Source organism: Rhodococcus sp. ARC_M6, assembly GCF_022810305.1.
Classification (GTDB): domain Bacteria; phylum Actinomycetota; class Actinomycetes; order Mycobacteriales; family Mycobacteriaceae; genus Rhodococcus_F.
Genome location: NZ_JALGQH010000005.1, coordinates 68386 through 83090, shown reverse-complemented (window position 1 = coordinate 83090; position 14705 = coordinate 68386). Strand labels below are relative to the sequence as shown.

Genomic DNA, 14705 nt, shown 5'->3' with positions numbered 1-14705 from the left:
GACAGTAAACCGGGGTGCCGACAAACTTCGAAGGGCCACCGAAAAGCGTCCCCGCGGGGACGCAGACAAAAAATCATTGCAGTCCCCATCCAAGTGGCTTGCGGCTCCGAATACTGCCTATGACGCCTCAACATTCGACGACGCCTGGCGAGAGGCCCAGGGTGGTGGTAATGGTTCTGCCTGGTGGCAAGGTTTTGAGTCACCGACGGTCGAGATTGTGGCACCTGTCGAACCTGCGGATGCTTTCGTTCACTGCCGCACTTCGGCGGCAGGGGTTTGAGGCAGTTCAGGTCCGATATCGCACACGCGGGTGGAACGGGGCCGAGCAAAGTCCCGTGGCAGATGCTCGGCAGGCGCTCAATCGGATCACCGCGAGCGACCCTGGCGCCACAGTGGTTTTGCTCGGTCATTCGATGGGTGGGCGGGTGGCTGCCGCCTTGCTGAGTGACGGGTTGTCTGGTGACGCGGCAATTGCCGGCGTCGTCGCACTTGCGCCGTGGTGGCCCGCCGGGACGTCACTGGAACTTGATCAGGGCACTCGACTGCTGGTCATCCACGGCACTGCGGATCGCTGGACCGATCCGGCCGCTTCACAATCGACGGTCGAGATGGCGCGGCGGTCCGGTGCCGACGCCGAATGGATCGGCGTCGAAGGCGCAGGGCATTTCATGTTGCGCCGACCCCGTTGCTGGCACCGATTGGCCATCAGCGGAGTTTCGGGCATGGCGCGGGGAGTAACCGAATTGAAGCAAGGAGAACGACGATGAGTTCGGAAAAGCGCAAGGTTGCCGTTGTGGGCAGCGGAGTCGCCGGGCTGACTGCAGCGTGGGTGCTGAGCAAAGACTCGGATGTGACTTTGTACGAGGTGGACTCGCGCTTGGGCGGGCATGCGGACACCCACTCGGTGACGGACCCTGAGGGTCGGAATCTTGCAATCGACACCGGGTTCATCGTCCACAACGACCGCACCTATCCGACGTTGCTGCGTCTCTTCTCCGAACTCGGTGTCGTGACCCAGGAGTCGGACATGAGTATGTCGGTACGTTGTGGAGGTTGTGGCCTCGAATACTCCGGTGGGCAAGGTTTACGCGGAGTGCTCCCGACGCCCGGGTTGTTGGTGAACGGCAGCTTCCTCTCGATGTTGATGGAGGTCAAGCGGTTTCATCGGCGGGCGCGTGCTGTGCTGGATTCGACAGACGCATCGATGCCGGATCAGACGCTTGGTGCCTTCTTGCAGAAGGGTCGATTCTCCGAATACTTCACGGCGCATTTCATGACACCGTTGGTGTCAGCGGTGTGGTCGTGCAATCCGTCATCGGCGCTCGAGTATCCGGCGCGATACTTGTTTTCCTTCCTCGACCATCACGGCATGCTCAGCATTTCCGGCTCGCCGAGCTGGAGAACGGTCACGGGTGGCTCGGTCGAGTACGTGAACGCCGTCGCCCGGGGTATCGGCGATGTTCGCCTGAGTACCCCGGCGCGAGCGATATACCGGCACAACGATTCCGTTGAAATTCGTGGGGGCGACGATCGGCTGGAAAGCTACGGCGCCGTGGTTGTCGCAACGCATCCGCAGCAAGCGTTGAAGATATTGGCGGATCCGACGGCGACGGAACACGAAGTGCTCGGTGCTATGCCGTACACAATCAATCACACGCAGTTGCACACGGATGAGACTGTACTGCCGCAGAATTCGAATGCTCGGGCGTCGTGGAATTACTATCTTCCGGATTGTGGCGCGCCGTCCGATCATGTTCTGGTGAGTTACGACATGACTCGCCTGCAGCGTCTCCCTGACTCGGGTCGTCGGTACATGGTGACCTTGGGTGGGGATGACATCGTGGCCGCGGATTCCGTGATCGACAAGATGATGTACGAGCACCCGCAGTACACGCCGGCTTCTGTTGCGGCGCAGGGGCGCCTTCCAGAACTCGACACGAATGTTCTTGCCTTTGCGGGCGCCTATCACGGCTGGGGGTTCCACGAGGACGGTGCGTTGTCGGGACTGCGTGCTGCTGAACGAGTGGGCGGGCGATGGTCATGAGCATGCCTTCTCTACCTGCCATCATTCACACGAACATTCGGCACGTGCGAACCGAACCGATGCGCAACGCGTTCGAATATCGTAGCTACAGTTGGCTTGTCGACGTCGACAAGCTCCCGGTGCTGCCGAAACCTCTGCGCCCGTTGGCCGGATTCAATACCGGAGATCACTTGGGTGATTCGACGAAGACCCTTCGTGGCAACGTTGAAGCGTTTCTCGCCTCCAACAACACAGATTATTCCGGTGGGCGCATCGTGATGCTCGCGAATGCGCGGGTGCTCGGTTACGTGTTCAATCCGTTGAGTGTTTTCTGGTGCTTGGATGACGTCGGCAATGTGGTTGCTGTGGTGGCAGAAGTTCACAACACTTATGGGGAACGGCATTGTTACCTCCTCAATCCCGACGACCGCGGTTCCGCCCGAACATCCAAGGCGTTCTACGTTTCGCCGTTCAACGATGTCTCGGGTGAGTATCGAATGCACTTGCCTCTGCCGGAGGAGTCTTTGAATCTGTCGATCGTGCTCGCTCGCGATGGGCAGGCACCGTTCGTGGCGACGGTCTCCGGTCGGTGTTCGCCGGCAACCACCAGGGAAATTCTGCGCACGGCGTTGGCGATCCCCCTCGCACCACTCCGGGCATCCGCGCAGATCCGATACCAGGGAATCCGATTGTGGGCCAAACGCTTACCGATAGTTCCCAGATCTCGACACCAACCACAGGAGGCAGTGCAATGACTACCACCACTCTGACCGCTGAGGTTGATCGTTGGCCCGGCGTTGCTACAGTTCCGGGCGGCCTGAAGGTTCGCATCGCGGCACCGGTTGCACGATCGCTGTTTCATAAAGCTGTGGCGCGCTTGCCCTTGCGGGTTCAGATGCCGAACGGTGACGTCTCGGGCGGTGGGGGCGTCGGCGCTCCGTTGATGATCATTCATCGACCTGAGGATTTTGCAGCGAGGGTCGGTGACAGTGGCCTGATCGGTTTCGGTGAATCGTATATGGCCGGGGACTGGGAGGCGTCGGATCTCAGTGCAGTGCTCGAAGTGTTCGCATCTCGTGTCGCGACCTTGATTCCCGGGTTCTTGCAGCGTCTACGTGGTTTATACATCCCGAAACAGCCTCGTAGTGAACGTAATTCGACGCAAAATACACGCTCGAACATATCCCGGCACTACGACCTGTCCAACGAGCTGTTCGAACTTTTCCTCGACGACACGATGACCTACTCGAGTGCGTTGTTCGAGAACCTCGCGACGGGAGAGTTGCCGTCGTGGAACGTGTTTGCCGCCGCGCAGCACCGCAAGATAGATCGACTCCTCGACGGGGCCGGCGTGGGGCCAGGCTCACGGGTTCTCGAGATCGGAACGGGCTGGGGTGAACTGGCACTTCGCGCGGCGCAACGTGGTGCGACGGTGCGATCGGTGACCTTGTCGGTGGAGCAACAGGAGTTAGCATCCAAGCGGATCAGTGCTGTTGGCCTTGCCGATCGGGTGCAAGTGGACCTCCTGGATTACAGACTGGTGGAGGGTGAGTACGACGCGGTGGTGTCGGTCGAGATGATCGAGGCCGTCGGCCATCAGTATTGGGGGAGCTACTTCCAGAAAATCGATTCGCTGTTGGCTCCCGGCGGGCGGGCCGCGATTCAGGCCATCACCATGCCGCATGATCGAATGTTGGCTACCCGCAACACCTATACGTGGGTACACAAGTACATTTTCCCCGGCGGATTCCTGCCTTCGGTACGCGCGATCGAGGATGTGACCGAACGGCTGACCACGCTGCGGGTGCGTGAGCGAATGTCCATGGGTGATCACTATGCACAAACCTTGCGTCTGTGGGATGAGAAGTTCACTGCCAGAACGGAAGAAGTCGAAGAACTCGGATTTGATGCGGTGTTCGCCCGGATGTGGCACTTCTATCTCTGCTACTCCGAAGCCGGATTCCGGTCCGGATATCTCGATGTCCAGCAAGTGATTCTCGATCGGAGGAACCCGCGATGACTGCCACTGTTGCCGCTCGATTGGCCGAATTGATAGAGCCGCTTGTCGGTGGTGACCTTCCGGTTCATCTCACCGCCTGGGACGGTAGCTCTGCCGGGCCGTCGGACGCGCCGAAAGTGACTCTGCACAACGCCAATGTGTTGCGTCGACTCCTATGGAATCCTGGCGAGTTGGGCGCTGCGCAGGCGTATGTCCTGGGGGAGTTGGACGTCGAAGGCGACCTTGCCGACGCGCTCACCCACGTGTGGAAAGTCTCGGCCGAGCGCGGGTTGGGTTCGGTGACACCAACTCCGGCTGTTGTACTCGCGGCAGTCAAGGCTGCGCGTTCGCTGGGGGCATTCGGACGGCCGCTACCGCCGCCGGATTCGCAGGCTCAGGTCAAGGGGCGCCTGCACAGTCTCGCGAGGGATCGCGCTGCGATCGGGCACCACTACGACCTCTCCAATGACTTCTACCAGTTAATTCTCGACGAGAACATGGCCTACTCCTCCGGGTACTGGACGTCCGAGGATCCCGATTACACACTCGAGGATTCTCAGCGCGACAAACTGGACCTGGTGTGTCGCAAGATCGGCCTCGATCAGTCGCGAGGTCGTCGTCTGCTTGACGTCGGCTGCGGGTGGGGTTCCCTGAGCTTGCATGCTGCCCGCGAATACGGCGCACATGTTGTCGGAGTGACGATTTCGGCGGAGCAGAAGGCGTTCATCGATGCGAAGGTCCGGATGCTCGGACTGGAGGATTGGGTGGAGATCCGTTTGCAGGACTACCGCGAGATTCCCGACGGTCCGTTTGACGCCGTTGCTTCGATCGAGATGGGTGAGCATGTCGGTGAAGGCAACTATCCGACTTACGTGAAAGCGCTGCATGACAACGTAATCGAGGGTGGACGAGTGCTGATTCAGCAGATGTCGCGTACAGGAGCGCATCCAGGTGGCGGGCCCTTCATCGAATCGTTCATCGCTCCCGATATGTTCATGCGTCCGCTGGGACGCACGGTCGCGATGATCGAGGAGGGTGGCCTCGAGGTCCGTGACGTCCAGGGCCTCCGTGAGCACTATGTGCGGACCGTGGACGCATGGATCGATACCTTCGAATCCAACTTCGAGCGGGTTGTCGAACTGGTCGGACTCGAGGTTGCGCGCGTCTGGCGGCTCTATCTTGTGGGCGGCGGTATGGCTTTCCGGGACGGCCGGATGGGCGTTCACCAGATTCTCTCGGTGCGACCGTAATGGGTACGGTCGCGCTCGCGAGTCTGCTGGCGATTGTTGTCACGATGGCGGTGACCGCGGTGATCGGTGTGCGCATCGGCCGCCACAACGTAGTCGACGTGTCCTGGGGTGCGGGCTTTGTGGTGATCGCTGCTGTGTCCGCGGCGGTGGGTACGGGCGATCTGTGGCGTCGACTCTTGATGCTTGCGCTGGTGGGGATTTGGGGATTGCGATTGGCGTCGCACATGGCTGTGCGTTCCCGAGGCAAGGGCGAGGACCCGCGCTACGAGGAACTGCTGGGCAGAGCGAGTGGCAACCGCACGCTCTATGCGATTCGGAAAATTTATGTGACACAAGGTATTTCCTTGTGGTTTGTGTCGCTGCCGGTGCAGGTGTCTGCGCATTCGAGTGGCGGATTCAGCGTCATCGTTGTGCTCGGTGTGTTGTTGTGGCTGCTGGGAGTGACATTCGAGGCGGTGGGCGACCGGCAGATGGCGGCGTTCAAATCCGATCCGGGTAGTCGCGGGCACATCATGGATCAGGGACTGTGGGCCTGGACGCGTCATCCGAACTATTTCGGTGACGCGTGCGTGTGGTGGGGTATCTTCCTCGTCGCTGCGTCCGTCTGGCCGGGAGTGTTGACTATTCTCTCGCCCATCGCAATGACGTATTTTCTGGTGTTCGCCACCGGAGCGCGACTCCTCGAAAGGCACATGGCTCAGCGTCCCGGGTATCGGGAGTATCAGGAGCGCACAAGCTACTTCATTCCGCGAAGGCCACGATCCGCACCCGAGGCTTGACTGTCGGCCTAGCTCTCGCCGAATCGGTCGAACAGTGCAAAGGTAGTCGTGTGAGCGTGAGTGAATTGACATTGCCCGCGGCGATCGGTGCGGTGGCTGCCGGCGGCGCGCTAGGGGCGCTGACGCGATATGGCCTGGGCGAGTTGTTCCCACACATCTGGACGACGCTCGTCATCAATGTGGTCGGCTCGTTGATACTCGGAATCCTTGCTGCACTGTTGGTTCACAATAAGGGGTGGTACATCTTCCTCGGAACAGGATTTTGCGGCGGGTTCACCACGTTCTCGTCGTTCGCGGTTCATGCTGTGACCGAAAGCCCGATTCGATCCATCCTGTACGTGCTCGGCACGTTGATTCCGGCTATTCTTGCCGCGGCATTGGGCAAGGAGCTCGGTGAGCGTTGGATACGAATCAAGGATGAAGACACGAACGAGGTGCCGGCATGACCGTCGTCCTCGTAGCCCTCGGCGGCGGTGCCGGCGCGACCGGCCGATACCTGCTGGCAAAATACGTCCCGGCCTACAAGGGATTTCCGGCCGCAACATTCGCGGCTAACGTCCTGGGTTGCTTCCTGCTCGGATTGTTCACCGGCGCTACGCTCTCCACCCCGATGGCTGCCTTGCTCGCGACAGGCTTCTGCGGCGGTTTGTCCACGTACTCGACCTTTTCGACCGAAAATGTCGGCATGCTCGAGAAGCGCAAGACGGCTCTCTCGTTGATGTACATCATCGCCAGTCTTGTCGTGGGTCTCAGTGCTGCCTGGTTGGGAATTCAGATCACAGAGTAGAGAATGGGTTTCAGTCGTGTCGGCTTCGTGGCCGACCACCGTGATTAGGGGGAGTCGTGGCGCACGAACGAGCAGGACAGTTGGCATTGCCACAGGATCTGGTGGATGTGCCGCATCTGGTCACTGCCTATTACGTCCGCACGCCGGACCCCGAGAACCCTCTGCAACAGGTGGTATTCGGGACGTCGGGTCACCGGGGCTCCAGTCTCGACAACGCATTCAACGAAGCCCATATTCTTGCCACGACGCAGGCGATCGTCGAGTATCGATCGTCGCAGGGCATCGACGGGCCGTTGTTCATCGGACGCGACACCCATGCACTTTCCTTGCCGGCTTGGACATCAGCCTTGGAAGTTCTTGTTGCCAATGACGTAGTGGTGCTTGTTGATTCGCGCGACGCCTACACACCTACGCCCGCTGTCAGTCATGCGATCCTGCGCTACAACTCCACTCGCCCTGAGGCCAGAGCCGACGGAATCGTCGTCACGCCTTCGCACAATCCGCCGCGTGACGGCGGATTCAAATACAACCCTCCGCACGGCGGCCCGGCCGATAGCGACGCCACATCCGTGATCGCTGCGCGCGCCAATGAACTGATCAGAAACGGACTTTCGGGCGTACGCCGCGTGACTGCAAAGCAGGCACACGCCCGCGTCGAGCGATACGATTTCCTGCGGCACTACGTCGACGACCTCCCCTCGGTCCTCGATCTGGCAGCGATCCGCGATGCCGGCATCCGGATCGGCGCAGACCCGTTGGGTGGAGCGAGCGTCGACTACTGGGGCGCAATTGCAGAAACGCATCGGCTCGATCTCGAAGTGGTGAATCCGTTGGTCGATCCGACGTGGCGATTCATGACCCTCGACACGGACGGCAAGATCCGCATGGATTGTTCCTCTCCCGACGCTATGGCGTCGTTGATCGGGATCCGCGATCGGTACGACATCGCTACCGGCAACGACGCCGATTCCGACCGCCACGGCATCGTCACACCCGATGGCGGATTGATGAATCCCAATCACTATCTGGCCGTCGCCATCGAGTACCTATTTGCTCATCGACCGAGTTGGGGCGCCGATACCAAAGTGGGCAAGACTCTGGTGAGTTCATCGATGATCGACCGCGTTGTCGACGGTTTGGGGCGTCAACTTCTCGAAGTCCCGGTGGGCTTCAAGTGGTTCGTGCCGGGCCTGCTGGACGGTTCCGTGGGGTTCGGCGGCGAAGAGAGCGCGGGTGCGTCGTTCCTGCGCCACGACGGTTCGGCGTGGACGACGGACAAGGACGGGATCATCCTTGCTCTGCTGGCGTCGGAGATCACAGCGGTAACAGGCAAGACGCCGTCGCAGCATTACACGGCCCTGACCGAGAAGTTCGGCACTCCCGCGTATGCGCGCATCGATGCTCCGGCGACCCGCGAGCAAAAGGCGGTGCTGGCGAAACTGTCGCCGGATCAGGTCACTGCCACCGAGTTGGCAGGTGAGCCGATTACTGCGGCGCTCACGGCAGCTCACGGAAACGGCGCCGCGATCGGTGGTTTGAAAGTCACCACCGAGAATGCGTGGTTTGCCGCAAGACCGTCGGGCACCGAGGACGTCTACAAGATCTACGCCGAGTCGATGAAGGGCGCCGAGCATCTGGCGCAGGTTCAGGCGGCCGCCAGGGACCTGGTGTCGAGTGTCCTGAAGGCCGGTTAAAATCCTGGGCGACATGAAAACTCGCGCAGCCAGACTGCCACAGGAAATCTGGGTACTGGTTTCCGCCAGCTTCGTCATTGCTCTCGGATTCGGTGTAGTTGCCCCGGCACTACCGCAGTTCGCCCGTAGCTTCGACGTATCGGTGACCGCCGCCACCGTCGTTATCTCGTCGTTTGCATTCATGCGGTTGGTGTTTGCGCCGATGAGCGGCACTTTGGTGCAAAAGCTCGGTGAGCGGCCGGTCTACATCGCCGGGCTCCTGATCGTTGCGTTGTCCACCGGTGCGTGTGCGTTTGCACAGGACTACTGGCAATTGCTGCTGTTTCGTTCGGCCGGCGGCATCGGTTCGACCATGTTCACGGTCTCGGCGCTGGGGTTGCTCATCCGGATCTCGCCGCCGGACAGTCGAGGCCGAGTTTCCGGTCTCTACGCGACGAGTTTTCTGATGGGCTCGATCACGGGGCCGATTTTCGGTGGAGCGCTCTTGCAGTTCGGTCTGCGGATGCCGTTCATCATCTACGCGGTCACGCTGGTCGTTGCTGCTGCGGTGGTCTTTGTCAGCTTGCGAGGCTCGCACCTGGCGTCGCCGCAGAAGGGCGAGGTCGTCACCCCGATGACGCTGGCCGAAGGTCTGCGTTCGCCGGTATACCGGGCAGCGCTGGGCTCGAACCTGGCCTTCGGTGGTGTCATCTTCGGTGTCCGCGTCGCCATGGTTCCGCTCTTCGTAGTGGAGGCACTGGGGCGCGAGGATTCGGTCGCGGCCTACGCGTTGGCGGTCTTCGCCGTCGGAAATGCACTGGTCTTGACGTTTTCCGGTCGGCTCTCCGACAAATACGGACGGAAACCGTTTGTCATTGCCGGTCTGCTCGTGTGTGGATTCGGCACTATTGCGATCGGATTCACCGACAATCTTGTTGCGTTCTTCGTGATCGCCGCGATTACCGGCGCAGGGTCGGGTTTGATGAGTCCGTCGCAGCAGGCGGCTGTTGCCGACGTTGTCGGTTCGAAGGCTCGCGGTGGCCCGGTTCTGGCGGTATTCCAGATGATGTCCGACGTCGGTGGCGTCGTTGCACCGATCTGTGCGGGTCTGTTGGCTCAGAATTTCTCGTACTCCGTGGCGTTCGCCGCGATGGGGTCCGTGGTCGTCCTAGCCACGGTGGGTTGGATTCTGGTGCCGTCGAAGGCAGTGAAACCGACCACGGTGGATACAAAGGCTGCTCTGTAGGCTCGGCTCGTGGCGATTCGTATCGTGAGTCTTGTGGCCCGATTGGGTTTGGCGGCAGTCTGGCTGATTTCGGGTGGGCTGAAGTTCCTCGATCCGGTGCAGACGAAGATCGCGGTCCGGGCGTACCAACTGTTGCCCGAGAGCCTCGTCGGTCCCGTTGCGATGGCATTGCCGTTGATCGAGATCATCCTGGGACTGCTTCTTCTCGTCGGTCTTGCCGTCCGAGCGTCGGCTGCTGTCTCCGTGCTGGTGCTTGTCGTGTTGATCGGCGTGATCATTTCGGTGTGGGCCCGGGGATTGTCCATCGACTGCGGCTGTTTCGGCGGGGGTGGAGCGGCCGACGTAGGCGCGTGGGACTACCTCAGCGAGATTCTGCGAGACATCGGTTTCCTGGCGCTGGCGGTGTGGTTGTGTGTCTTCCCGCGCTCACCGTTGGCATTGGGACAGGGATCACGTGTGGGTTTCTCAGTTGAAGCTCAGTCTTCAGTGGCAAGGTAGACAAAACTACCGACGCACGAAGGACTGCATCAGCGTGAGCGCCCAGAACAAGAAATACACCCCGGAACCGGTATCGAGTCGTTCGACCTACATCATCGGCGGGTTGGCGATCGTAGTCATCGCAGCCTTGGTGTTCGGCGGCATTTGGTGGACGAAGAGCAAGAACGAAGTGCAGAACGACGGCTACGGCTCGGTGCAGAACTCCGAGGTTGTGGTCACAGTTCAGGACAACGGCGTCGTACTGCTCGGAAAGCCTGATGCGCGTACCACTCTCGATATCTTCGAGGATCCGCTGTGCCCGGCGTGCGCGGCACTCGAGCACCTGAGCGGACAGGCAGTCGCACAGGCAATCGACAACGGTGACATCGCCGTTCGCTACCACATGCTCAACTTCCTCAACAAGGCATCGAGCAGCGGCGACTACTCCACCCGCGCTGGTGCTGCATTGATGTGTGTCGCGCAGGACGGCAACGCCATCGCGTACTCGCGCTTGCACACGGCACTGTTCTCGCCGGACAACCAGCCGGCCGAGAGCGGAAAGAGCGATCACAGCAACGACGAACTGGCGAGCCTCGCCACTGCGAACGGTGCGTCTCCTGCCGCAGCCACCTGTATCTCCTCGGGAGTGAACGTGGAGGCCGCTGCGGCCAACGCTGCCGCAGCCAGCGCAGCGCTCTCCGCTGCCGGCGGAACAGGCACTCCGACGGTTGTCGCGGACGGCAAGGTCGTCAGCACCAAGAACAGTGACTGGGTTTCGCAGTTCACTTCCTGAGGCGGTCGCGGCCGCTCTGAAGTGAGAGCGGCCGCACCCTTCTGACCAGCCGATTTGTAGCCCGACGCGCAAGTGGTGTAACTTTCTTCGAGCAAGCGGAAAGCAGAACAGTCGCTCGCAAGATCAACTGAATACGGGGCTATGGCGCAGCTGGTAGCGCACCACACTGGCAGTGTGGGGGTCAGGGGTTCGAGTCCCCTTAGCTCCACCCAAGACAAAGCTCCTCACTTGCGAACCTTCGCAAGTGAGGAGCTTTTTCGTGTCTCGAGCTTGGTGGTACTCACCGCAGCAGGCGGCCAGGGGGGATCACGCCTGCCGCGGGAGGTTTAGGCGCGGATTCCCGCGGATTGATGACAGGGCGCGCTCGACGGCCTCACCGGTAGCAACGGCGTACGGAGCCCGCAGGATGTCCTCGTGTGAGCCGAGGATGTCCTGGAAGGTTATGTGGCCAGTGGCGACAGTCGACCAGTCAGCGGCGCTCTGACGGTTGTCCTCACCGCGGATGACAGTAACCGCGCCGCGGTACGGGCGCGGGACGTAGTTACGTAGCGAGGCCAGGCCGCGATGATAGAAGAGGTACCACTGCATCGAGGTGTCGAACTGCATGACGCCGGCAAACTGGTACCGGAACCAGATTCCCAGGACCGATTTCCGCGACGTGCGTGCTCGCGCATTCAGAACAGGTTCGGGGCTCTTTATTTCCGAGCTTGTTTCGAGCGCAGCGTCAGGGTTCGGCGCAATCATGTTCTCGCGCAGGTGGGTGTCCAGAATGACAACCTGCTCGACGGTCTCGCCCTCGTCGTGAAGGCGACTGGCGATTTCCAGGGCAACGAAACCGCCGTGCGAGTACCCACCCAGGACATAGGGTCCGTGCTGCTGAACCTTCCGGATCTCACGGATATACCGATCAGCCATCTTGGAGACGGTTCGATCGGGGAGGCCGCGAGATTCCATTCCATGCGCTTGCAGGGCGTACACCGGTCGGTTTCCGGACATTGCCTGCGTCATTGCGAGGAAGCTCAGTGCCGGCGCTCCGGCACCGGTGATCAGGAAGAGCGGGGTTCGCGATCCTTCGGTGGCAAGAGGAACCAAGTCGGAAGCCCGGCCCGCGTCACGCTTTTTGTTGCAGAGCATGGCGTCGACAAGCGCAGCCAGTTCTCGAATGGTTGTGGCCGTGGCAAATTGGGCTCCGGTGACGGTGACCAGGACCGCTGCCCGAACGGCAGTCAGCATCTCGGCGGCAGCCAGTGAATCGCCGCCGAGCGCGAAGAAATCGTCGTCGCGGTCCAAGCTTTCGAGGCCGATGATCTTGGACCAGATGATGGCAATGCGAAACTCGGTGATGGTTTCCAGCGTCGGTCCGGCCGTCGTGGTGGTGACGGGTGCCGGCGCGGGAAGTGCGGCGCGGTTGATCTTTCCGCGTTCGGTGCGGGGGATCGAGGTCAGCATGATGATGTGGCGGGGCACCATCCAGCCCGGCAGCCGTTGGGAAAGTTCACGTCGAACTTCGGCGGGGGACAAAGCAATTCGATTCGGATTGCTGACGACGTAGGCGCACAGAACCGGGTCGTCGTTCTCGGTTCTCACGATGACGGCAACGTCCACGACGTCGGAGATCGCGCGGAGTGAGGCGTCGACTTCAGTGGGTTCGACGAGATACCCGCGGATCTTCACGGCGTCGTCGAGACGGCCCCTGAGTTGCAGTTCCCCCTGGGTATCGATGCATCCACGGTCGCCGGTCCGGTAGCGGCTGACGCCGTCGGCCAGGGTGGTGAAGCGTTGCGCTGTCCGCTCAGGATCGCCGTGGTAGCCGTCGGCCAAGTCGCTGGAGATGATGTGGATTTCGCCGACCTCGCCGTCGGGGAGCGAGTTGCCTTCGAGGTCGACGATCTGGACGTCTTTCCCGTCGCGTGCACGACCGGCCGGGACGATGCCTGCGGGGAATGCGGAACCAGGAGCAAAGGCGTTGTACGCGACAACGCCGGTCTCGGTGGCGGCCATCCAGTTGATGTACGTGGTGTCCGAGAATCCGTGATCGCGGTGTTGTTGGTAGTCGCGGCCGTGCACGGCCTCGCCGTACGTGACGACGATGCGCAGAGAGTTATCGGAACAATCGCGCCGGTCAGTAGGTTCGGCGGCAGTCCAGGCGCGCAGGAAGGAGGGCGCACAGTGGGCTGTGGTGATCGCGTTCTTACGGAGCCAGTGGTCCAGGTTGGACGTGCCGTCGACCCGCGGATCCCAGCAGTACACGGTGACACCGTTCATCAATCCCATGATGAGAGCGGTGATACCGGCGCCGAAGCTGACAGGCAGGAGGTTTCCGATGTGATCGTCCGGACGTAGATCGATCGCAGCGGCGAGTTCGTCGGCCTTGTTCAAGCACATCGAGTGACTGAGTACAACACCTTTGGGGGCGCCGCTGGTACCGGAGGTGAACGCGATCATCGCGGGATCGGAACTGAGGGGTTCGAGCGCGTTGCCGAACCGAAATTCGGTGGCTGCAGCTTCCTCGAGAACGGTGTGGAGGGCGACGGCTCCCGAGGTGGACAGGATGTGTTCGCGCCGGGCGTCGGGCAGTTGCGGATCGATCATGACCAACGGGCGACCGGAGATCAGGGTTGCGAGTAGGTGGACGACGGATTCGGCGGTGGGCTCGAGGTCTACTGCGACGGGGCAGCTTCCGTGGGGGCCTCGAATGTCGAGTTCACGGGCGATTGCGTCGGCGCGTACTTCGAGATCGGCGAAGGTGATCTGATCGCGAGGTGTGACTATGGCTACGGCGTCGTGCTGCATCGAGGTGACACGGCGCCACCGGGATTCGATGGTCTCGTCGATGACGGCGTATCTCGTACGCTCGAGTCCTAAATCGACAACGTTCATGTCTGAAGCTCCGTTCCAGCTATCAGTTACCGTAGAGCAAATGCTACAGAAGGTTTGCCATCCACGTCGATAACAAACCAAAAGTAGTTTTCCATACCGGCCCATCCGTGGGGTAGTCCGCTCCGAATGTTGTGTAGGGAGTCGAGAGGGAAGCAGTGCTCGGCCGGAATTTTGTGGTGGACAGGAGAGGGACATGAAACTGTCAGGGCAAAGTGCAGTCATGCTGGTCGGAGTGTGTGCGTTTATGTCAGTACTGCCCGGTACGGCGCAGGCGGCACCAATCTGGGAGCCGCTGCAACCGGTGCAATCGCTGGACGTGGAGCGTTACGTGGGCGATTGGTACCAATTGGCTGCTGTGCCGCAACCGTTCAACCTGATGTGCGCCAAAGATACGCAGGCTCGATACGAGGTGCTTGATGCGTCGAATGTGAGCGTTCGGAACACATGTACAACGTGGACCGGGCAGCAGAGCGGAATCGCCGGTAATGCTCGAGTTATCGATGTGGTGACGAATGCCCAGTTGCATGTGAGCTTCCCGGGTGTTCCCACACAAGACGGTCTGGACGGGCCACCCAATTACATCGTCACCTACGTAGCAGACGACTATTCCTGGGCGCTTGTCGGCGATCCGCTTCGCCTATCGGGTTTCGTGCTTTCGCGGTCACCGGTCGTCGATGCCGCACGATGGAATGAGATCCGCCGAGTGGCCGAGACTCACGGATACAACGCCTGCACCATCCTGACGTCGCCGACTACGGAGGGGATGAAGGACATTCGACCGCTCTGCGTCCAATAGAG

Annotated in this window: 14 protein-coding genes and 1 tRNA gene; 14 read left to right on the top strand and 1 reads right to left on the bottom strand. The window is 60.9% G+C overall.

Features of this window, described 5'->3' with window-relative positions:
* The first annotated feature begins 119 nt into the window (after positions 1-119).
* The 13 genes from MTX36_RS08630 (at position 120) to MTX36_RS08570 (ending at position 11235) form a co-directional block, all read left to right on the top strand.
* Entirely contained in the window at positions 120-767 is a 648-nt protein-coding gene (locus MTX36_RS08630) for an alpha/beta fold hydrolase (RefSeq protein ID WP_308198205.1), read from the top strand.
* Positions 764-2044 (top strand): NAD(P)/FAD-dependent oxidoreductase, encoded by a 1281-nt coding sequence (locus MTX36_RS08625; RefSeq protein WP_243619319.1) that lies wholly within the window; start codon positions 764-766, stop codon positions 2042-2044. Before MTX36_RS08630 ends, MTX36_RS08625 begins: the two co-directional genes overlap by 4 nt.
* On the top strand, positions 2041-2778 hold the full coding sequence (locus MTX36_RS08620) for a DUF1365 domain-containing protein (protein ID WP_374230452.1): 738 nt from the start codon (positions 2041-2043) through the stop codon (positions 2776-2778). The genes MTX36_RS08625 and MTX36_RS08620 overlap by 4 nt, the downstream gene beginning before the upstream one ends.
* Positions 2775-4043 carry a cyclopropane-fatty-acyl-phospholipid synthase family protein gene (locus tag MTX36_RS08615; protein WP_243619317.1) on the top strand — a complete coding sequence of 423 codons (1269 nt, stop codon included), beginning with the start codon at positions 2775-2777 and terminating at the stop codon, positions 4041-4043. The genes MTX36_RS08620 and MTX36_RS08615 overlap by 4 nt, the downstream gene beginning before the upstream one ends.
* A complete protein-coding gene (locus MTX36_RS08610; RefSeq protein ID WP_243619316.1) occupies positions 4040-5272 on the top strand; it encodes a cyclopropane-fatty-acyl-phospholipid synthase family protein in 1233 nt (410 codons plus the stop codon). Before MTX36_RS08615 ends, MTX36_RS08610 begins: the two co-directional genes overlap by 4 nt.
* Complete coding sequence (locus tag MTX36_RS08605; RefSeq protein WP_243619315.1) at positions 5272-6051, top strand: DUF1295 domain-containing protein; 780 nt, start codon at positions 5272-5274, stop codon at positions 6049-6051. Before MTX36_RS08610 ends, MTX36_RS08605 begins: the two co-directional genes overlap by 1 nt.
* A 56-nt stretch (positions 6052-6107) precedes the next feature.
* A complete protein-coding gene (locus MTX36_RS08600; protein WP_243619314.1) occupies positions 6108-6497 on the top strand; it encodes a CrcB family protein in 390 nt (129 codons plus the stop codon).
* Positions 6494-6838 carry a fluoride efflux transporter CrcB gene (gene crcB, locus MTX36_RS08595; protein ID WP_243619313.1) on the top strand — a complete coding sequence of 115 codons (345 nt, stop codon included), beginning with the start codon at positions 6494-6496 and terminating at the stop codon, positions 6836-6838. The genes MTX36_RS08600 and crcB overlap by 4 nt, the downstream gene beginning before the upstream one ends.
* Before the next feature lie 56 nt (positions 6839-6894).
* Entirely contained in the window at positions 6895-8532 is a 1638-nt protein-coding gene (gene pgm, locus MTX36_RS08590; protein WP_243619312.1) for a phosphoglucomutase (alpha-D-glucose-1,6-bisphosphate-dependent), read from the top strand.
* Positions 8533-8545: 13 nt separating this feature from the next.
* Entirely contained in the window at positions 8546-9757 is a 1212-nt protein-coding gene (locus MTX36_RS08585; protein WP_243619311.1) for an MFS transporter, read from the top strand.
* Between the two features lie 9 nt (positions 9758-9766).
* Positions 9767-10255: a MauE/DoxX family redox-associated membrane protein gene (locus MTX36_RS08580; protein WP_243619310.1), complete on the top strand. Its 489-nt coding sequence runs from the start codon at positions 9767-9769 to the stop codon at positions 10253-10255.
* Positions 10256-10289: 34 nt separating this feature from the next.
* Positions 10290-11027, top strand: a complete 738-nt coding sequence (locus MTX36_RS08575) for a thioredoxin domain-containing protein (protein ID WP_243619309.1) — start codon at positions 10290-10292, stop codon at positions 11025-11027.
* 135 nt (positions 11028-11162) lie between these two features.
* A tRNA-Ala gene (locus MTX36_RS08570) sits at positions 11163-11235 on the top strand.
* 98 nt (positions 11236-11333) lie between these two features.
* Here the strand turns inward: MTX36_RS08570 and MTX36_RS08565 are convergent.
* A complete protein-coding gene (locus MTX36_RS08565; RefSeq protein WP_243619308.1) occupies positions 11334-13907 on the bottom strand; it encodes an alpha/beta fold hydrolase in 2574 nt (857 codons plus the stop codon).
* A gap of 193 nt (positions 13908-14100) precedes the next feature.
* On the opposite strand from MTX36_RS08565, the gene MTX36_RS08560 reads away from it, so the two are divergent.
* Entirely contained in the window at positions 14101-14703 is a 603-nt protein-coding gene (locus MTX36_RS08560; RefSeq protein ID WP_243619306.1) for a lipocalin family protein, read from the top strand.
* Positions 14704-14705: the final 2 nt, after the last annotated feature.